This window comes from Streptomyces sp. NPDC059989 (genome assembly GCF_042736975.1).
Classification (GTDB): domain Bacteria; phylum Actinomycetota; class Actinomycetes; order Streptomycetales; family Streptomycetaceae; genus Streptomyces.
This window is the reverse complement of the sequence record NZ_JBHWUO010000020.1, coordinates 51,537-65,116: the sequence shown is the minus strand read 5'-3', so window position 1 is coordinate 65,116 and position 13,580 is coordinate 51,537. Positions and strand designations below refer to the sequence as shown.

The 13,580-nt window shown below is 72.7% G+C and carries 13 protein-coding genes and 1 pseudogene; 8 read left to right on the top strand and 6 right to left on the bottom strand.

Going from position 1 to position 13,580, the window contains the following annotated elements:
• Positions 1-359 precede the first annotated feature (359 nt).
• Positions 360-1,361, top strand: a complete 1,002-nt coding sequence (locus tag ACFWBN_RS19675) for an ArsR/SmtB family transcription factor (protein ID WP_385178152.1) — start codon at positions 360-362, stop codon at positions 1,359-1,361.
• Positions 1,362-1,588: 227 nt separating this feature from the next.
• On the opposite strand, the gene ACFWBN_RS19670 is transcribed toward ACFWBN_RS19675, so the two are convergent.
• Complete coding sequence (locus tag ACFWBN_RS19670) at positions 1,589-2,749, bottom strand: alkaline phosphatase PhoX (protein WP_385178151.1); 1,161 nt, start codon at positions 2,747-2,749, stop codon at positions 1,589-1,591.
• 267 nt (positions 2,750-3,016) lie between these two features.
• Here ACFWBN_RS19670 and ACFWBN_RS19665 point away from each other — a divergent pair, with 267 nt between their 5' ends.
• Together ACFWBN_RS19665 and ACFWBN_RS19660 are read left to right on the top strand one after the other, a co-directional pair.
• The gene (locus ACFWBN_RS19665; RefSeq protein ID WP_385178150.1) at positions 3,017-3,478 is read left to right on the top strand and encodes a group III truncated hemoglobin; all 462 of its coding nucleotides are present in this window, start codon (positions 3,017-3,019) and stop codon (positions 3,476-3,478) included.
• Between the two features lie 109 nt (positions 3,479-3,587).
• Positions 3,588-3,998, top strand: coding sequence for a VOC family protein (locus ACFWBN_RS19660; RefSeq protein WP_385178149.1), 411 nt, complete (start codon positions 3,588-3,590; stop codon positions 3,996-3,998).
• A 6-nt stretch (positions 3,999-4,004) separates the two neighbouring features.
• Here the strand turns inward: ACFWBN_RS19660 and nirD are convergent, their stop codons facing one another.
• Positions 4,005-4,337, bottom strand: a complete 333-nt coding sequence (gene nirD / locus ACFWBN_RS19655) for a nitrite reductase small subunit NirD (RefSeq protein WP_385178148.1) — start codon at positions 4,335-4,337, stop codon at positions 4,005-4,007.
• A complete protein-coding gene (gene nirB / locus ACFWBN_RS19650) occupies positions 4,334-6,856 on the bottom strand; it encodes a nitrite reductase large subunit NirB (protein WP_385178147.1) in 2,523 nt (840 codons plus the stop codon). Before nirB ends, nirD begins: the two co-directional genes overlap by 4 nt.
• A 161-nt stretch (positions 6,857-7,017) precedes the next feature.
• Here nirB and ACFWBN_RS19645 point away from each other — a divergent pair.
• Positions 7,018-8,013, top strand: a pseudogene (locus ACFWBN_RS19645) (RNA-guided endonuclease InsQ/TnpB family protein); the annotation flags it as partial.
• 27 nt (positions 8,014-8,040) lie between these two features.
• Here the strand turns inward: ACFWBN_RS19645 and ACFWBN_RS19640 are convergent.
• A complete protein-coding gene (locus tag ACFWBN_RS19640; RefSeq protein WP_385178146.1) occupies positions 8,041-9,369 on the bottom strand; it encodes an NAD(P)/FAD-dependent oxidoreductase in 1,329 nt (442 codons plus the stop codon).
• A 157-nt stretch (positions 9,370-9,526) separates the two neighbouring features.
• Here ACFWBN_RS19640 and ACFWBN_RS19635 point away from each other — a divergent pair, with 157 nt between their 5' ends.
• The 4 genes from ACFWBN_RS19635 (at position 9,527) to ACFWBN_RS19620 (ending at position 11,999) form a co-directional block, all read left to right on the top strand.
• Positions 9,527-9,655 carry a hypothetical protein gene (locus ACFWBN_RS19635; RefSeq protein ID WP_385178145.1) on the top strand — a complete coding sequence of 43 codons (129 nt, stop codon included), beginning with the start codon at positions 9,527-9,529 and terminating at the stop codon, positions 9,653-9,655.
• A gap of 52 nt (positions 9,656-9,707) precedes the next feature.
• Complete coding sequence (locus tag ACFWBN_RS19630; RefSeq protein ID WP_385178144.1) at positions 9,708-10,376, top strand: ferric reductase-like transmembrane domain-containing protein; 669 nt, start codon at positions 9,708-9,710, stop codon at positions 10,374-10,376.
• Positions 10,373-10,849 (top strand): hypothetical protein, encoded by a 477-nt coding sequence (locus ACFWBN_RS19625; protein WP_385178143.1) that lies wholly within the window; start codon positions 10,373-10,375, stop codon positions 10,847-10,849. Before ACFWBN_RS19630 ends, ACFWBN_RS19625 begins: the two co-directional genes overlap by 4 nt.
• Before the next feature lie 373 nt (positions 10,850-11,222).
• Positions 11,223-11,999, top strand: coding sequence for a sulfite exporter TauE/SafE family protein (locus ACFWBN_RS19620; protein WP_385178142.1), 777 nt, complete (start codon positions 11,223-11,225; stop codon positions 11,997-11,999).
• A 10-nt stretch (positions 12,000-12,009) separates the two neighbouring features.
• Here ACFWBN_RS19620 and ACFWBN_RS19615 read toward each other — a convergent pair whose 3' ends face one another.
• Positions 12,010-12,729, bottom strand: coding sequence for a class F sortase (locus ACFWBN_RS19615; protein ID WP_385178141.1), 720 nt, complete (start codon positions 12,727-12,729; stop codon positions 12,010-12,012).
• A 129-nt stretch (positions 12,730-12,858) separates the two neighbouring features.
• On the bottom strand, positions 12,859-13,401 hold the full coding sequence (locus tag ACFWBN_RS19610) for a hypothetical protein (protein ID WP_385178140.1): 543 nt from the start codon (positions 13,399-13,401) through the stop codon (positions 12,859-12,861).
• Positions 13,402-13,580: the final 179 nt, after the last annotated feature.

Genomic DNA, 13,580 nt, shown 5'->3' with positions numbered 1-13,580 from the left:
ACCGCGTCCGCCCCCGGGTTCCCTGACCCCCGAGGGCGGACGCGCCTATTTCTTTGTTGTTCAACGAATCTTTACGCCAGCAGGCGGTGGACGGATCCCCACCCGTCCACCGCCGCTGTCATTCTGCCGGGCACGTCGGCGCTTCCCGGTGCGACCGACCGCCAGGCCCCGCAAAGCCCCCCACGGCCTTCGCGGAGCGTTTCGGTCGCATCGGAGTGTGCCCGGCGGAGTACAGGATTTCGGTTGTCACGCCTCTGCCGAAAGGGGTTTCAACTGTGGCCGAAAGGGCGTGGTGACCACGTGTGACGGCATGCATACTCATGGGGCGGGGGGATTGCGGTTGCACAGGTGGGGGTTCGGTGCTGCGTATCCATTTCACTGGAGTGGACCTGGCACGCGTACGGATGGCAGGGCGTCCCGATGCGTTGTGGGAAACGATTCTCAGCTTTCATCGCTTAAGAGACCGGCGCGATGCCCGGTTGTTCGGTGAATGGCGGACGGAAACCCGGAGCAGGTTGAATAGTGAAACACGCATGCTCGGTATGCTTATACCGGGACGGGGTTATTTCCCCGATTTCCTCACGCCCGTGGAGGGCCAGTACGGGTGGGACGTGGGCCTCGACGCGCTGCGCGGAATCCGGCCCGAGCGGATGCGGCGGGAGCTGTCCCTGCTGACCGCGGGCGCGCCGCCGGCGCCGCGGCTGCGGGAGTTCCTGGACGGCGGGACCAAGCACCTGCCGAGGCTGCTGGGCGAGCTGCGCGGCTACCACCGGGCGGCCGTGGAGCCGTACTGGACCCACATCCAGGCCCAGATCGAAGCCGAGCGGGCGGCCCGCGGGCGGGCCCTGCTGGACGGGGGCGCGGACGAGCTGCTGGCCTCGCTGCCGCCGATGCTGCGCTGGCGGGCTCCGGTCCTGGAGTGCGAGTACCCGGTCGACCGGGACGTACGGCTGCGGGGGCGCGGGCTGCTGCTCCAGCCGTCCTTCTTCTGCCGCCGGACCGCGGTGACCCTGCACGACCCGGAGCTGCCGCCGGTGCTGGTCTACCCGGCCGCCGCCCACCTGGCCTCGGCGCCCGCGGGGAGCGAGGCGACGCGGCCGGTGCTGGAGGAGCAGCGGGTCCGGACGCTGGGCAAGCTGGTGGGGCACACCCGGTCGGTGGTCCTGCGGGCCATAGGAGACGGGGCGACGACCAGCGAACTGGCCCGCCGGGCCGGGGTGTCGCTGGCCTCGGCGAGCCAGCACGCGTGCGTGATGCGGGAGGCGGGGCTGGTGACGACGCTGCGGCACGGGAACGCGGTGCTGCACACCGTGACCCCGCTGGGGGCGGCGCTGCTCAAGGGCGGGGCCGTCGCCTCATGACGGTGGCCGCGCCCCCGGCGGGGTTTCGCCCGTCGGGGGTGCGGCCGGTCGTGCGGGTGCGGCGCCGCGTCCTGGGGCTCCGCCCCGGACCCCGCGCCTCAAACGCCGGCGAGGCTGGAGATCGGGGCTCCGCCCCGGACCCCGCGCCTCAAACGCCGGCGAGGCTGGAGATCGGGGCTCCGCCCCAGACCCCGCGCCTCAAACGCCGGCGAGGCTGAGGATGGCTCCTAGACGCGGAACGGGCCCGTGACCTCGTAGGTGATGCCGCCCGTCGAGCTGCCGCTCGTGCCGCGCTGGCTGCTGAAGTAGAGGCGGGTGCCGTCGGGGGAGAAGGCCGGGCCGGTGATCTCCGAGGAGGACTGGCCGGTGATCCGCAGGAACGGGGCGACCACGTCGTCCGGGGTGATCAGGCAGATCTCCATGTTGCCGCCGTCCTCGGCGATGTACAGGTCGCCGTACGAGGAACCGGTGACGTTGTCCACGCCCGTCAGCGGGGCCGCGCCGCCGGGGACCAGGGAGTCGTCGTAGGCCAGCTCGTACGTGTTGTTCGCGAGGTTGAGCTGCCAGACGCGGTTGTCGCCCTTGGTGGTGAACCAGACCGTGTCGTTGGCGTAGTGGCAGCCCTCGCCGCCGTTGAACTTCTTGGAGCCGGAGACCTGGGTGCGGGTGGTGGTCGGCGAGCCGTCCGGGTCCGGGACGTTCTGCCAGGTGAAGGATCCGGAGGTGGCGGTGCCGGCCTTGAGGACCTGGAGGGTGCCGGAGGACAGGTTGCCCCAGGTGGTCGGGATGAACCGGTAGAAGCAGCCGTTGGTCTCGTCCTCGGTCAGGTAGATCACCTGGCGGACGGGGTCGGCGGCCGCCGCCTCGTGCTTGAACCTGCCCATGGCCGGGCGCTGCACGGCCGCGTTCACGCCGTACGGGTCCGTCTCGTAGACGTAGCCGAGGCTGACCTCCTCGCAGGACAGCCAGGTGTTCCACGGGGACTTGCCGCCCGCGCAGTTCTGCCGGGTGTTGGAGAGGATCCGGTAGGCGCCGGTGATGGTGCCCGAGGAGTTGAACTTCACGGCGCTCGCGCCGCCGGAGGGGTTGATCTCCGAGTTGGACACGTAGATCCAGCCCGTGCCGTCGGCGAAGCAGGCGCCGCCGTCGGGGGCGCTGTGCCAGGTGTACGAGGTGCCGCTGACGGTCTGGCTCGAACGGGCGATCACCCGGCTGCTGAAGCCACCGGGCAGCATGATGCCGTTGGCGTCCGCGGCGCCGAGCGCCCCGTAGGGCCCGGCGCCCGGCTGGGCGGGTGCCGCGTAGGCGGCTCCGTGCATCAACGTGCCGCCGAAGGCGGCGGCCGAGGAGCCGATGACGGCGCCGCGCAGGAAGGTACGACGTTCCACGGTCACTCCTGGGGGAGGGAGGGCCCCGCGTCCGGTCGGATACGGGGTCTCACGCGTGGAGGAACCTAGGAGTGCCGGGTTGACGTGACGTCAATTCCCCATGACGTGCGGGCGACCGGCTCGGGGGCATCGGGGTCGGCGGGCGCAATGGCCGCGCATTTCGCCCGTGGTGATTTCGGCGTGCCGGGGCGCGTCCCTTTCATCGGGTGACATTTGGCGGGACTTTCTCCCCTGGGGAGGCCCCGGGTGGGGGAGGATGGTGGAACCATGAACCACTCCGCCGCCGCCGACATCTCGGGCCGCGCCGACCTCGACGTCGTGCTGCGCCGCTTCTACACGGCCGCCTTCGCGGACCCGCAGATCGGGCCGTTCTTCACGCAGATCGCGGGCACGGACCTGGAGGTGCACCTGCCGCGGATCACCGACTTCTGGGAGCGGGCCCTCTTCCGTACGGCCGACTACCGGCGCAACGCCTACGCCCCGCACGCCGCGCTGCACTCGGCACGGCCGATGACCGCCGCCGACTTCGGGCGCTGGGTGCAGCTGTGGAACGCGACGATCGACGGCCGCCACAGCGGGCCGAACGCGGAGCGCGCCAAGGCGCAGGGCGAGCGGATCGCGCTGACCCTCCACAAGCGGCTGGCCGGCCACCACGCCTCGCTGGACAGTGCGGACGGCCTGGGCTTCGTACCCCTCGCGGCTCTGGAGCTGCGCTCGGCAGCCGCCTGACCTGCGGTTTCGGAACATCTCAAAAAATCTCGCGGGGAGCGATGAGTTTCCCGGGGAGTCCCGGTCTACCTCTCGAAAGCAACGACGAACCGAGAGAAGAGAGACCGCGATGTCCGCCGCCACCATGATCTTCGTGAACCTGCCCGTCAAGGACCTGGACGCCGCCAAGGCCTTCTGGGAGAAGCTCGGCTACTCCTTCAACCCGCAGTTCACCGACGAGACCGCCGCCTCCCTGGTGATCAGCGACACCATCTTCGCGATGCTGCTGACCGAGCAGAAGTTCAAGGAGTTCGCCACCAAGCCGGTCGCCGACGCCGCGAAGACCACCGAGGTGATGGTCGCCCTCAGCGCGGACAGCCGGGCCAAGGTCGACGAGATCGTCGACGCCGCCCTCGCGGCGGGCGCCGTCGAGCCGCGACCGGCCATGGACCTGGGCTTCATGTACGGCCGCGCCTTCGAGGACCTGGACCACCACGTGTGGGAGTACGTCTGGATGGACCCGGCCGCCATCCAGGGCTGATGCCGGCTACGAGGTGGCGGCGGTCCGCACCGGATAGGTCCGGACCTCCACCTCCTCGTCGTCCAGGCAGCGCCCCGACTCCAGGTCGAAGCGCTGCTTCAGCAGCGGCGAGGCCACGAAGGGCCGGCCCGCCGCACACCCCAGCAGCCCCCGCGAGAGCACCTGCGCCCCGGTGAAGGGGTCCCGGTTGCCGATGGCGTACGGGCGCCCCGCGCGGTCGACGAACACCGCGGCCTGGCTCCCGTCGGGCAGCAGCGCGGCGACCCCCCGCCCGGGGGTGAGCGCGGAGAGCTCGCACACCGTCAGCCAACCCTCCGCCACCTTCAGTTCCACGGTCATCGGACTCCTCCGATCGTCAGGACGGCCAGGTCGGGCTTGACCTGGTCGCGCTCGGGCACGAACTTCACCGTCGGGTCGGGGGCGCCGGGCGCGTTCACGAACGACACGAACCGGCGCAGCCGCTCCGGGTCCTCCAGCGTCTCGGCCCACTCGTCGCGGTAGTGCGCCACGTGGTCGGCCATCAGGGCCTCCAGCTCCGCGCACAGCCCCAGCGAGTCGTGCACGACCACGTCCCGCAGGTGGGCGAGGCCCCCCTCCAACCGCTCCAGCCAGGTCGAGGTCCGCTCCAGCCGGTCCGCGGTGCGGATGTAGAACATCAGGAACCGGTCGATCAGCCGGACCAGTTCGGCGTCGGACAGGTCCTGGGCCAGCAGGTCGGCGTGGCGCGGGGTGGCCCCGCCGTTGCCGCCGACGTAGAGGTTCCAGCCGCTCGCGGTCGCGATGACCCCGAAGTCCTTGCTCTGCGCCTCCGCGCACTCGCGGGCGCAGCCGGAGACCGCCGACTTGAGCTTGTGCGGGGCGCGCAGCCCCCGGTAGCGCAGCTCCAGGTCGATGGCCATCCGTACGCTGTCCTGCACCCCGTAGCGGCACCAGGTCTGCCCCACGCAGGACTTCACCGTCCGCAGGGCCTTCCCGTACGCGTGCCCGGACTCGAATCCGGCGTCGACCAGCCGCGCCCAGATCCGCGGCAGCTGGTCCACGCTCGCGCCGAACAGGTCGATCCGCTGACCGCCGGTGATCTTCGTGTAGAGGCCGAAGTCACGGGCCACCTCGCCGATCACGATCAGCTTGTCGGGGGTGATCTCACCGCCCGGGATGCGGGGGACGACCGAGTACGAGCCGTTGCGCTGCATGTTCGCGAGGAAGTGGTCGTTGGTGTCCTGGAGGGCCGCCTGCTCCCCGTCCAGGACGTAGCCGCTGGCGCCGACGGTCGGGGCGAGCGAGGCGATGATCGAGCCGACGGTCGGCTTGCACACCTCGCAGCCGTCGCCGCCGCGCGCCTCCGGGCGGCCGTGGCCGTCCAGGATCTCCTCGTACGAGGTCAGGCGCCGGGTGCGGACGATCTCGTAGAGCTCGGCGCGGGTGAAGGGGAAGCAGCCGCACAGACCCTTGTCGGCGGCGGCCGGCAGCAGCTGTCCGATCACCTTGAGGCAGCTGCCGCAGCCGGTGCCCGCCTTGGTGCACTTCTTGACCTCGGGGAGGGTGGCGCAGGCGGTGATGGCCTTCTTGGTGACGTTGTGGCAGGAGCAGATCACCGCGTGGTCGGGGAGCGAGGACGGGCCGAGCGCGACGGGCGCGCCGACGCCGGCGGGCAGCACCAGCTGCTCGGGGGCGACGGGCGGGACGCTGCCGGTCAGCGGGCGCAGCAGGCCGTACGAGTCCGCGTCGCCGACGAGGATCCCGCCGAGGAGGACGCCGTCGGGGGAGACGACCAGCTTCTTGTAGACGCCGGAGCGGGAGTCGGACCACACGACGTCGAGGCTGTCGGCGGCGGTTCCGTGGGCGTCGCCGAAGGAGGCCACGTCCACGCCGAGCAGCTTGAGCTTGGTGGAGAGGTCGGCTCCGGTGAACTCCTTCTCGCGGCCCAGCAGATCGTCGGCGGCGGTCTCGGCCATCTCGTAGCCGGGGGCCACCAGCCCGTAGACGCGGCCGTCGACGGCGAGGGCGCACTCGCCGATGGCGTAGACGTGCGGGTCGGAGGTGCGGCAGCGGGCGTCGACGGCGATGCCGCCGCGCTCGCCGACGTCCAGTCCCGAGTCGCGGGCCAGCTGGTCGCGGGGCCGGACGCCGGCGGAGAAGACGACGAGGTCGGTGTCGACGGCGCTGCCGTCGGAGAGCAGCATCCCGCTGACCGCCCCGCCCTCGCCGGTCAGCACCTCCTGGGTGCCGACACCGGTGTGGACGGTGAGGCCCATGGACTCGATCGTGCGCAGCAGGGCCGCGCCGCCGCCGGCGTCGACCTGGACGGGCATCAGGCGCGGGGCGAACTCGACGATCCGGGTGGCGAGTCCGAGCCCCTGGAGCGCGCCGGCGGCTTCGAGCCCGAGCAGACCGCCGCCGACGACCGCGCCGGTGGTCTTGTCCTTCGCGTACTCCTCGATGGCGAGGAGGTCCTCGATCGTGCGGTAGACGAAGCACCCGGGGGCGTCCTTGCCGGGGACCGGCGGAACGAAGGGGTAGCTGCCGGTGGCCAGGACCAGCACGTCGTACGGGAACACCTGCCCGGAGCGGGAGGTGACGGTGCGGGCGTCCCGGTCGATGCGCTCGGCGGGGTCGCCGAGGTGGAGGCCGATGCCGTGCTCCTCCATGAACCCGGCGGGCGTCATGGACAGGTCCTCGGCGGTGCTGCCGGAGAAGTACGAGGTCAGGTGCACGCGGTCGTAGGCGGGCCGGGGCTCCTCGCAGAGCACGGTGATCCGGTGCGTCCGGGTCGCACCGCGCTCGGCGAGGGCCTCCAGGTAGCGCTGGCCGACCATGCCGTGCCCGATGAGCACGATCGTGGGCAGGGGCTTGGTCATGTCAGTCTCCTTGAGTGGAAACCCCCGGCTTCGGCCGGGAGAGGCACGTGCTCGGTTCGGAGCCGCGCGACGGTGGCGTATCGATGCGTGATGCTCTGACCGGTGCTTGTGTGCGGCTTTTGACCGGCTCTAGCGTCGGGGGAGTGGGGGCCTCTACTTCTGTGAGGCGGGCGTTCAGGTACCGCTTCCATCCGACTCGTCCGCAGGCAGCTGAGCTGTCGCGGACGTTCGGGTGTGTGCGGAAGGTCTACAACCTGGCCCTGGCCGTCCGGACCGATGCCTGGGCGGCACGTGGGGAGCGGGTGAACTTCGTCCAGACGTCGGCGATGCTCACGGTCTGGAAGCAGTCCGAGGAGCTGGCCTACCTGGCCGAGGTGTCGTGTGTGCCGTTGCAGCAGGCGCTGCGGCATCTGCAGAGTGCGTTTGCGGGGTTCTGGGGGAAACGGGCGAAGTACCCTCGCTTCAAGTCGAAGCGGAAGTCGCGCAGCTCGGCCGAGTACACGCGCAGTGCGTTCCGTTACGCCGATGGCCGGCTGACGCTGGCGAAGATGGCGGAGCCGCTGGATGTCGTGTGGTCGCGTTCGCTGCCCGCTGGTGTGGAGCCGTCCCTGGTCACGGTCTCCCGTGACCGTGCGGGGCGCTGGTTCGTGTCCCTGCTGTGTGAGGACAGCCCTACCCCGCCTCCTGCCGTTACAGCGGCGGTCGGCATCGACGCCGGGCTGACGACTCTGATCGCGCTCTCCACCGGGGAGAAGATCACCAACCCGAGACATGAACGAGGGGACCGGGAGCGCCTGGCCCGGGCTCAGCGAGCTCTTGCCCGGAAGGAGAAGGGCAGCAAAAACCGGGCCAAGGCCCGCATGCGGGTGGCGAGGATCCATGCCCGGATCGCCGTCCACCGGTGGTTCCCCAGCACGCACCTGTGCTCCGTCTGCGGGGTGCTCGCCGACAAGATGCCCCTCGATGTCCGTGAGTGGACGTGTGACTCCTGCGGGACGGTCCACGACCGGGACGGGAACGCAGCGATGAATCTTCTGGCCGCCGGGCTGGCGGTTGCTGCCTGTGGAGCGGGTGTAAGACCTCATCGGGAGTCCTCCTCTCGGTCGGGGCGGTCCGTGGTGAAGCAGGAAACTCCACCCGTGAGGGTGGGAATCCCCTCCCGTTGGGGAAGGGGAGAAGCCAAGTCAGTGGCCTCCGTCGTCGGTGAGCAGGTGGAACAGGCTGTTCAGGTCCTCGTCGTCCGCCCAGCCGCGGGCGAGGGCGCCCACGGTGGACAGCTCGCCCAGCAGGACCCCGCCGACGAGGCGGTCGCCGCGGACGACGACCGTCCGGTAGGTCCGGCGAGTCGCGTCGGCGAGGCGGACCACGTCGTCGCCGGGGCGGGGGGTGGTCTCGCCGAAGGCGGCCAGGTCGAAGGGGTCGCCGGCGCCGCCGAGGGTGAGGCGGGTGAGGGCGCGGGTGCCGGTGTACCGCGTGGGCCGGCCCGTGAGGGTGGCGGCGAGGGCGTCGGCCTGCTCCAGGGCGGCGCCGGCCAGGCCGTACACCTGGCCGGCGTGCTCGGCGCAGTCGCCGATGGCGTGGACGCGGGGGTCGCCGGTGCGGAGGTGGTCGTCGACCACGATGCCCTTGCGGACGGTGAGTCCGGCGGCCCCGGCCAGGCCTGTGCGGGGGCGGACGCCGCAGGCGAGGACGACGAGGTCGGCGTCGAGGCGGTAGCCGTCGGCGAGCTCGACCCCGGTGACCTTGCGGGGGCCTGCGTGCGTGGCCGGGTGCGGCGCCGCCGCCGGGGCTCCGCCCCGGACCCCGCTCCTCGAACGCCGGAGGGGCTGGATTTGGCTGATGCCGCCCGCTTGGTGCGGCTGGGCTGCAGCCGAAGTCGTCAGGCCGCGGACCCGGCATTCCGTGTGGATCTCGATCCCGAGGTCGGTCAGGTGCGTGGCCAGCAAGGCGGAGGCATCCGCGTTCAGCTGGCGTTCCATCAGCCGTTCGCCCTGCTGGGCGAGGACCACCTGCGCGCCCCGCGAGGCAAGGGCACGGGCCGCCGAGACGCCCAGCAGGCCGCCGCCGATCACCACCGCCCGGACCCCGGGGCGGACCGCCTCGGAGAGGGCCAGGCAGTCGTCCATGGTGCGGAACGCGTGGACCCCGTCGGGGAGTTCCCGTTCACCGGGCTCGAACAGGCCGCGCAGGGGAGGGAGCACCGGGTTGGACCCCGTCGCCAGGACCAGCGAGTCGTACGCCAGCGCAGCGCCGTCGTCGCAGTGCACCAGCCGGTCGGCGCGGTCGACGCGGACCGCCCGCACCCCCCGCCGCAGTACGGGGCCGGGCGTCGGGAGGGCGATCACCTCCGGCGCGTACCGGCCCGCCAGGACCTCGGCGAGCAGGACCCGGTTGTACGGGACGTGCGGCTCCTCGCCGAGCACGGTCACCTCCGCGTCCCCGCCCAGCCGCGCAGCGAGCCGCAGGCCCGCGAGGCCGCCGCCGATCACCACCACACGCTGTTCCGAGGTCATGCCCCGAGAGTGCGCGCCCGCTGTTTCCCCGCCGGATCGCCCCTGTTACCCGGCGGGAACGCCCACCTCAGCGTCCGGGTTAAGCCTCCGTGAGGCCATCCTCAAGGCCGCCTTAAGGGCTCTCACCCCGGCTGCCTGGGCCCTTAGCGTGATCCGCATGCGAGATGCGGCGGTGCGGGTCAGGGGCGGGATCCTGGGCGGGGCGGGGGTGGTCGCCCTGCTGTGGGCGGCGCAGGTGCGGCCCTCGGCCCGGCCCGCGCGCTGTTCGCCACCGCCGCGCACCTGACCGGCCTGCTCGCCGGGTACGGGGTGCTGGTGCTGCTGTTCCTGATGGCCCGGTGCCCGCCGTCGAACACGGGGTGGGCGCCGACCGGCTCGCCCGCTGGCACGAGTTCGGCGGCCGCCACGTGCTCCTGCTCTGCTTCGGGCACGGGCTCTTCGCCCTGCTCGGATACGCCGTGCACGAGGGAACCGACGTGGTCTCCGCCGTCCGGGAGCTGCTCGGCTACCCCGCGCTCGCCGCCGCCGCGGCCGGGACCGTCCTCCTGGCCGCGGTCGGTGTGACCTCCGCCCGTGCGGTACGCCGACGGGTCTCGCACGAAACCTGGCGCGGGGTGCACCTCCTGGTCTACCTCGCCGCCTCCCCGGCCTTCGGCCACCAGCTCGCCGGGCCCGATCTGGCCCTCGCCGCCTGGTTCTGGGCCCTCGCCCACACCATGGTCGCCGTCCTGCTGCTCTGGTACCGGGCCGTGGTCCCCGTACGGCAGGCCCTGCGGCACGCGCTGCGGGTCGCCGAGGTCCGGGTCGAGGGGCCCGGGGTGGTCTCCGTCGTCGTGTACGGGGAGCACCTCGCGGAACTGCGTGCGGAGCCGGGCCAGTTCCTGCGCTGGCGATTCTCCCCCCAGCTACCGCTGGGAGGTGCCCCCACCAGCGCAGGCTGTGGCACACCGCGCTGCCGTTCTCGCTGTCCGCGCCGGTCCGCGGGAACACCCTGCGGATCACCGTGAAGGGGCTCGGCGGGCACTCCCGCCGCATCCGCAGGCTGCGCCCGGGCACGCGGGTGCTGGCCACCGGGCCGTTCGGGGCGCTGACCGCCGCCCGGCGGACGCGGCCCAAGGTGCTGCTGATCGCGGGCGGGGTCGGGATCACCCCGATGCGGGCCCTGTTCGAGACGCTGCCCGGCGGCCCGGGGGACATCACCCTGCTCTACCGGGCCGGGGCCGAGGAGCAGCTCGTACTGCGCGCCGAGCTGGAGGCCATCGCCGCCGAGCGGCAGGCCGGGCTGCACTACCTGCTCGGGCCCTCCGACGCCGCCTACGACCCGCTCGCCCCGCGGGCGCTGGCCGCTCTGGTGCCGGACCTGGCCGAGCAGGACGTGTACCTGTGCGGGCCGCCGGGGATGGCCGGGGCGACCCGGGCCGCCCTGCTGCGGGCCGGGGTGCCGGCCGGCCGGATCCATTCCGAGTGCTTCAGCTTCTGACCGGTTCCGACCCTGATACCGGCTCCGGCTCCGACTCCGGCTCCGGCTCCGGCTCCGACTCCCACCCTCCGAGAGGACCCCGCGCGCCGTGCGTCACCCGCTGCACATCGCCCTGTCCGTGCCCGCCGCCGTGCCCGCCACCGCCACGGGCCGTCACCGCCGCCGCTCCGCGCTCGCTTCCCTATCCCCGGCGCAGCGGCTGGCGGCCGGGCTGGGGCTGGCCGGCGTGCCGGCCGCGAGCGTGCTGACGGCGGTCGTGGACCCGGCGGCTCCGGTGGCCCCGGACCGGGCGCCGGCCCGGCAAAGCTCAACCTTTGCGCAAGTTTCCGGGGATTGATGGCTCCTGCACTCGACAGGTCCATAGGGTCAGGTGGTGCCTGACATATCAATGACCATGATCATCATGCTGTGCGTGGCCGCCGCGGCGGCCGGCTGGATCGACGCGGTGGTGGGCGGCGGTGGCCTGCTGCTCCTGCCGGCCCTGCTCCTCGGCCTGCCGAACGCCCACCCCGCCACCGTCCTCGGCACCAACAAGGCCGTGGCCATCGTCGGCACGGCGGGCGCGGCCGTGACCTACGTCCGCAAGGCCCCGGTGAACGTGAAGCTCGCCGTCCGCATCGGCCTCGCCGCGCTCGCGGGCTCGATGGGCGGTGCGGCGCTCGCCGGGGGCATCAGCAAGGACGCCCTCCGTCCGCTGATCATGGTGGTGCTCGTGGTCGTCGCCGGCTTCGTCCTCTTCCGCCCCGCCTTCGGTACGGCCCCGTCCGCCTCGCCCGTCAGCCGGCAGCGGGTGCTGCTCGCCATCGGGCTCGCAGGCCTCGGCATCGGCTTCTACGACGGCCTCATCGGACCCGGCACCGGCACCTTCCTGGTGCTCGCCCTCACCGCGCTGCTCCACCTCGACCTGGTCACCGCCTCCGCCACCGCCAAGATCGTCAACTGCTGCACCAACGCGGGGGCGCTCGCGATGTTCGCCTACCAGGGCATGGTGCTGTGGCAGCTGGCCGCGCTCATGGCGGTCTTCAATCTGGCCGGCGGCATGATCGGCGCCCGGATGGCCCTCAAGAAGGGCAGCGGCTTCGTCCGCGGCGTGCTGCTCACCGTGGTGGGCGCCCTGGTGATCAAGCTGGGCTTGGAGCAGTGGGGCTGACCTGGCTCGCTCAGTAGGTCCCGGTGAGGTGGGCGAAGACCACCACGTTGCCGCGGTAGCCGGTGCGCGGGGAGAAGCCGCCGCCGCAGGTGATCACCCGTAGCTCGGCGCGCTGCGCGGGCCCGTACACGCGGGTGTCGGGGAAGGCCTTGGCGTCGTAGACCTCGACCGCGTGGACCGTGAACACGGCGGTACGGCCGTCCGCGCGCGGGATCTCGACGGCGGCCCCGCGGTGCAGCGCGCCGAGGTTGTAGAAGACCGCCGGCCCGGCCGCGTTGTCCACGTGCCCGGCGATGACGGCCGTGCCGGTGGCGCCCGGCGTGGTGCCGTCGCGGTACCAGCCGGCGAGGTCGCGCCGGGCGGGCGGGGGCACTTCGAGGCTGCCGCCCGGTTCGAGGCCGAGCCCGGTCAGCGGGGCGTCGACGCGGATCGAGGGGATCCGGATCCGGGTGGGCGGGGAGCCGGGGAGCGGTGCGATACCGGGACCCGTGGCTCCGGCGGCGGTCAGGGCCTCGGCGGGAGAGGGCAGCGGTGGCCCGACCGGCTCGCGGGAGCCGCTGGTCACGAGCCAGATGCCGATGCAGGCGGCGAGCGCGACGAGTCCTGCGTGGCGCGGGGTAGGGGAGCGGACGGCTCGGTTCGGCGGGCGCGCGCCCGGTCCGGGGCGGTGGCCGTCCGTGGGCCGGGGCTGCCGGTCGCGCCCCCGGACGCCACCGAAATCGCCACCCATGCGTACCCCCTCGGTTCCGTTTCGAGGTGACAGGCCGTCGCCCGGCCCCGCGAACGGGGGGGACCTCGCGGGGCGGGCGACGGGGGACGGTACCGGTCGGACCGCGGCCGGAGCCGCGGTGGGCGTCCGTCAGCTCCGCGTGCCGCTCGCCCGGCGACGCAGGAGCCAGGTACCGCCGACGGCGGTCGCGGCCAGCACTGCCGCTCCCGCCGCGATCTTGGCGGGGTCGGTGGTGGTGGTCGTGCCACCGCCCACCCCGGTCTGGACGTGGCCCTGCGGGCCGCGTTCGGTGACGACCAGGTCGCCGGTGGCGAACTTGCCGTTCGCGCAGGTCGCGCCGATGCCGTAGGTGCCGGGGCGGGTGTTGTGGGCGACCTGGAACTGGCCCACGACCACCTCCTTGTGGGTGCCCGGCACCAGCTTGAACCGGCCGCCGCCCACCGTGGTGGCGTCACCCTCCGCGTGGCTGCCGGAGCCGCAGGCGGTGGTGTTCACGGTGACGGTGGCGCCGGTGGCGGCGGACTTGGGCCACACCTCCAGCGCCGCGAAATCGCCGGCCGCGAAGCTCACCATGCCGAGATCCACGGCGGCGACGGCGCCGGCGACCGGGCCGGTGAACGCGACGGCGGTCAGCGCGGTCGCGGTCAGCGCGTGGGCGGTTCGTCGGCGCATGGGGACTCTCCTGGAGACACGGGGTCGTGCTTCCGAGGTAACCCGGCCCGCCCGCCGCGCGCCTGCTGATGTTCCGTCAGGTCCGCTCGCGGGCACCCCGTACGCGCATCGTTTCCGCAGGTCACAGCCGATGACAAGGCCATCCGTGCGGCCCGTGCCGTCCGGGTGACCGCGAGGGG

Coding starts and splice junctions, on each gene's coding strand:
- ACFWBN_RS19665 (WP_385178150.1), top strand. CDS start 3,017: ATGAACCACTCCGCCGCCGCCGACATCTCGGGCCGCGCCGACCTCGAC.
- nirD (WP_385178148.1), bottom strand. CDS start 4,337: ATGACCGTGGAACTGAAGGTGGCGGAGGGTTGGCTGACGGTGTGCGAG.
- nirB (WP_385178147.1), bottom strand. CDS start 6,856: ATGACCAAGCCCCTGCCCACGATCGTGCTCATCGGGCACGGCATGGTC.
- ACFWBN_RS19610 (WP_385178140.1), bottom strand. CDS start 13,401: ATGCGCCGACGAACCGCCCACGCGCTGACCGCGACCGCGCTGACCGCC.
- ACFWBN_RS19615 (WP_385178141.1), bottom strand. CDS start 12,729: ATGGGTGGCGATTTCGGTGGCGTCCGGGGGCGCGACCGGCAGCCCCGG.
- ACFWBN_RS19660 (WP_385178149.1), top strand. CDS start 3,588: ATGTCCGCCGCCACCATGATCTTCGTGAACCTGCCCGTCAAGGACCTG.
- ACFWBN_RS19640 (WP_385178146.1), bottom strand. CDS start 9,369: ATGACCTCGGAACAGCGTGTGGTGGTGATCGGCGGCGGCCTCGCGGGC.
- ACFWBN_RS19635 (WP_385178145.1), top strand. CDS start 9,527: ATGCGAGATGCGGCGGTGCGGGTCAGGGGCGGGATCCTGGGCGGGGCG.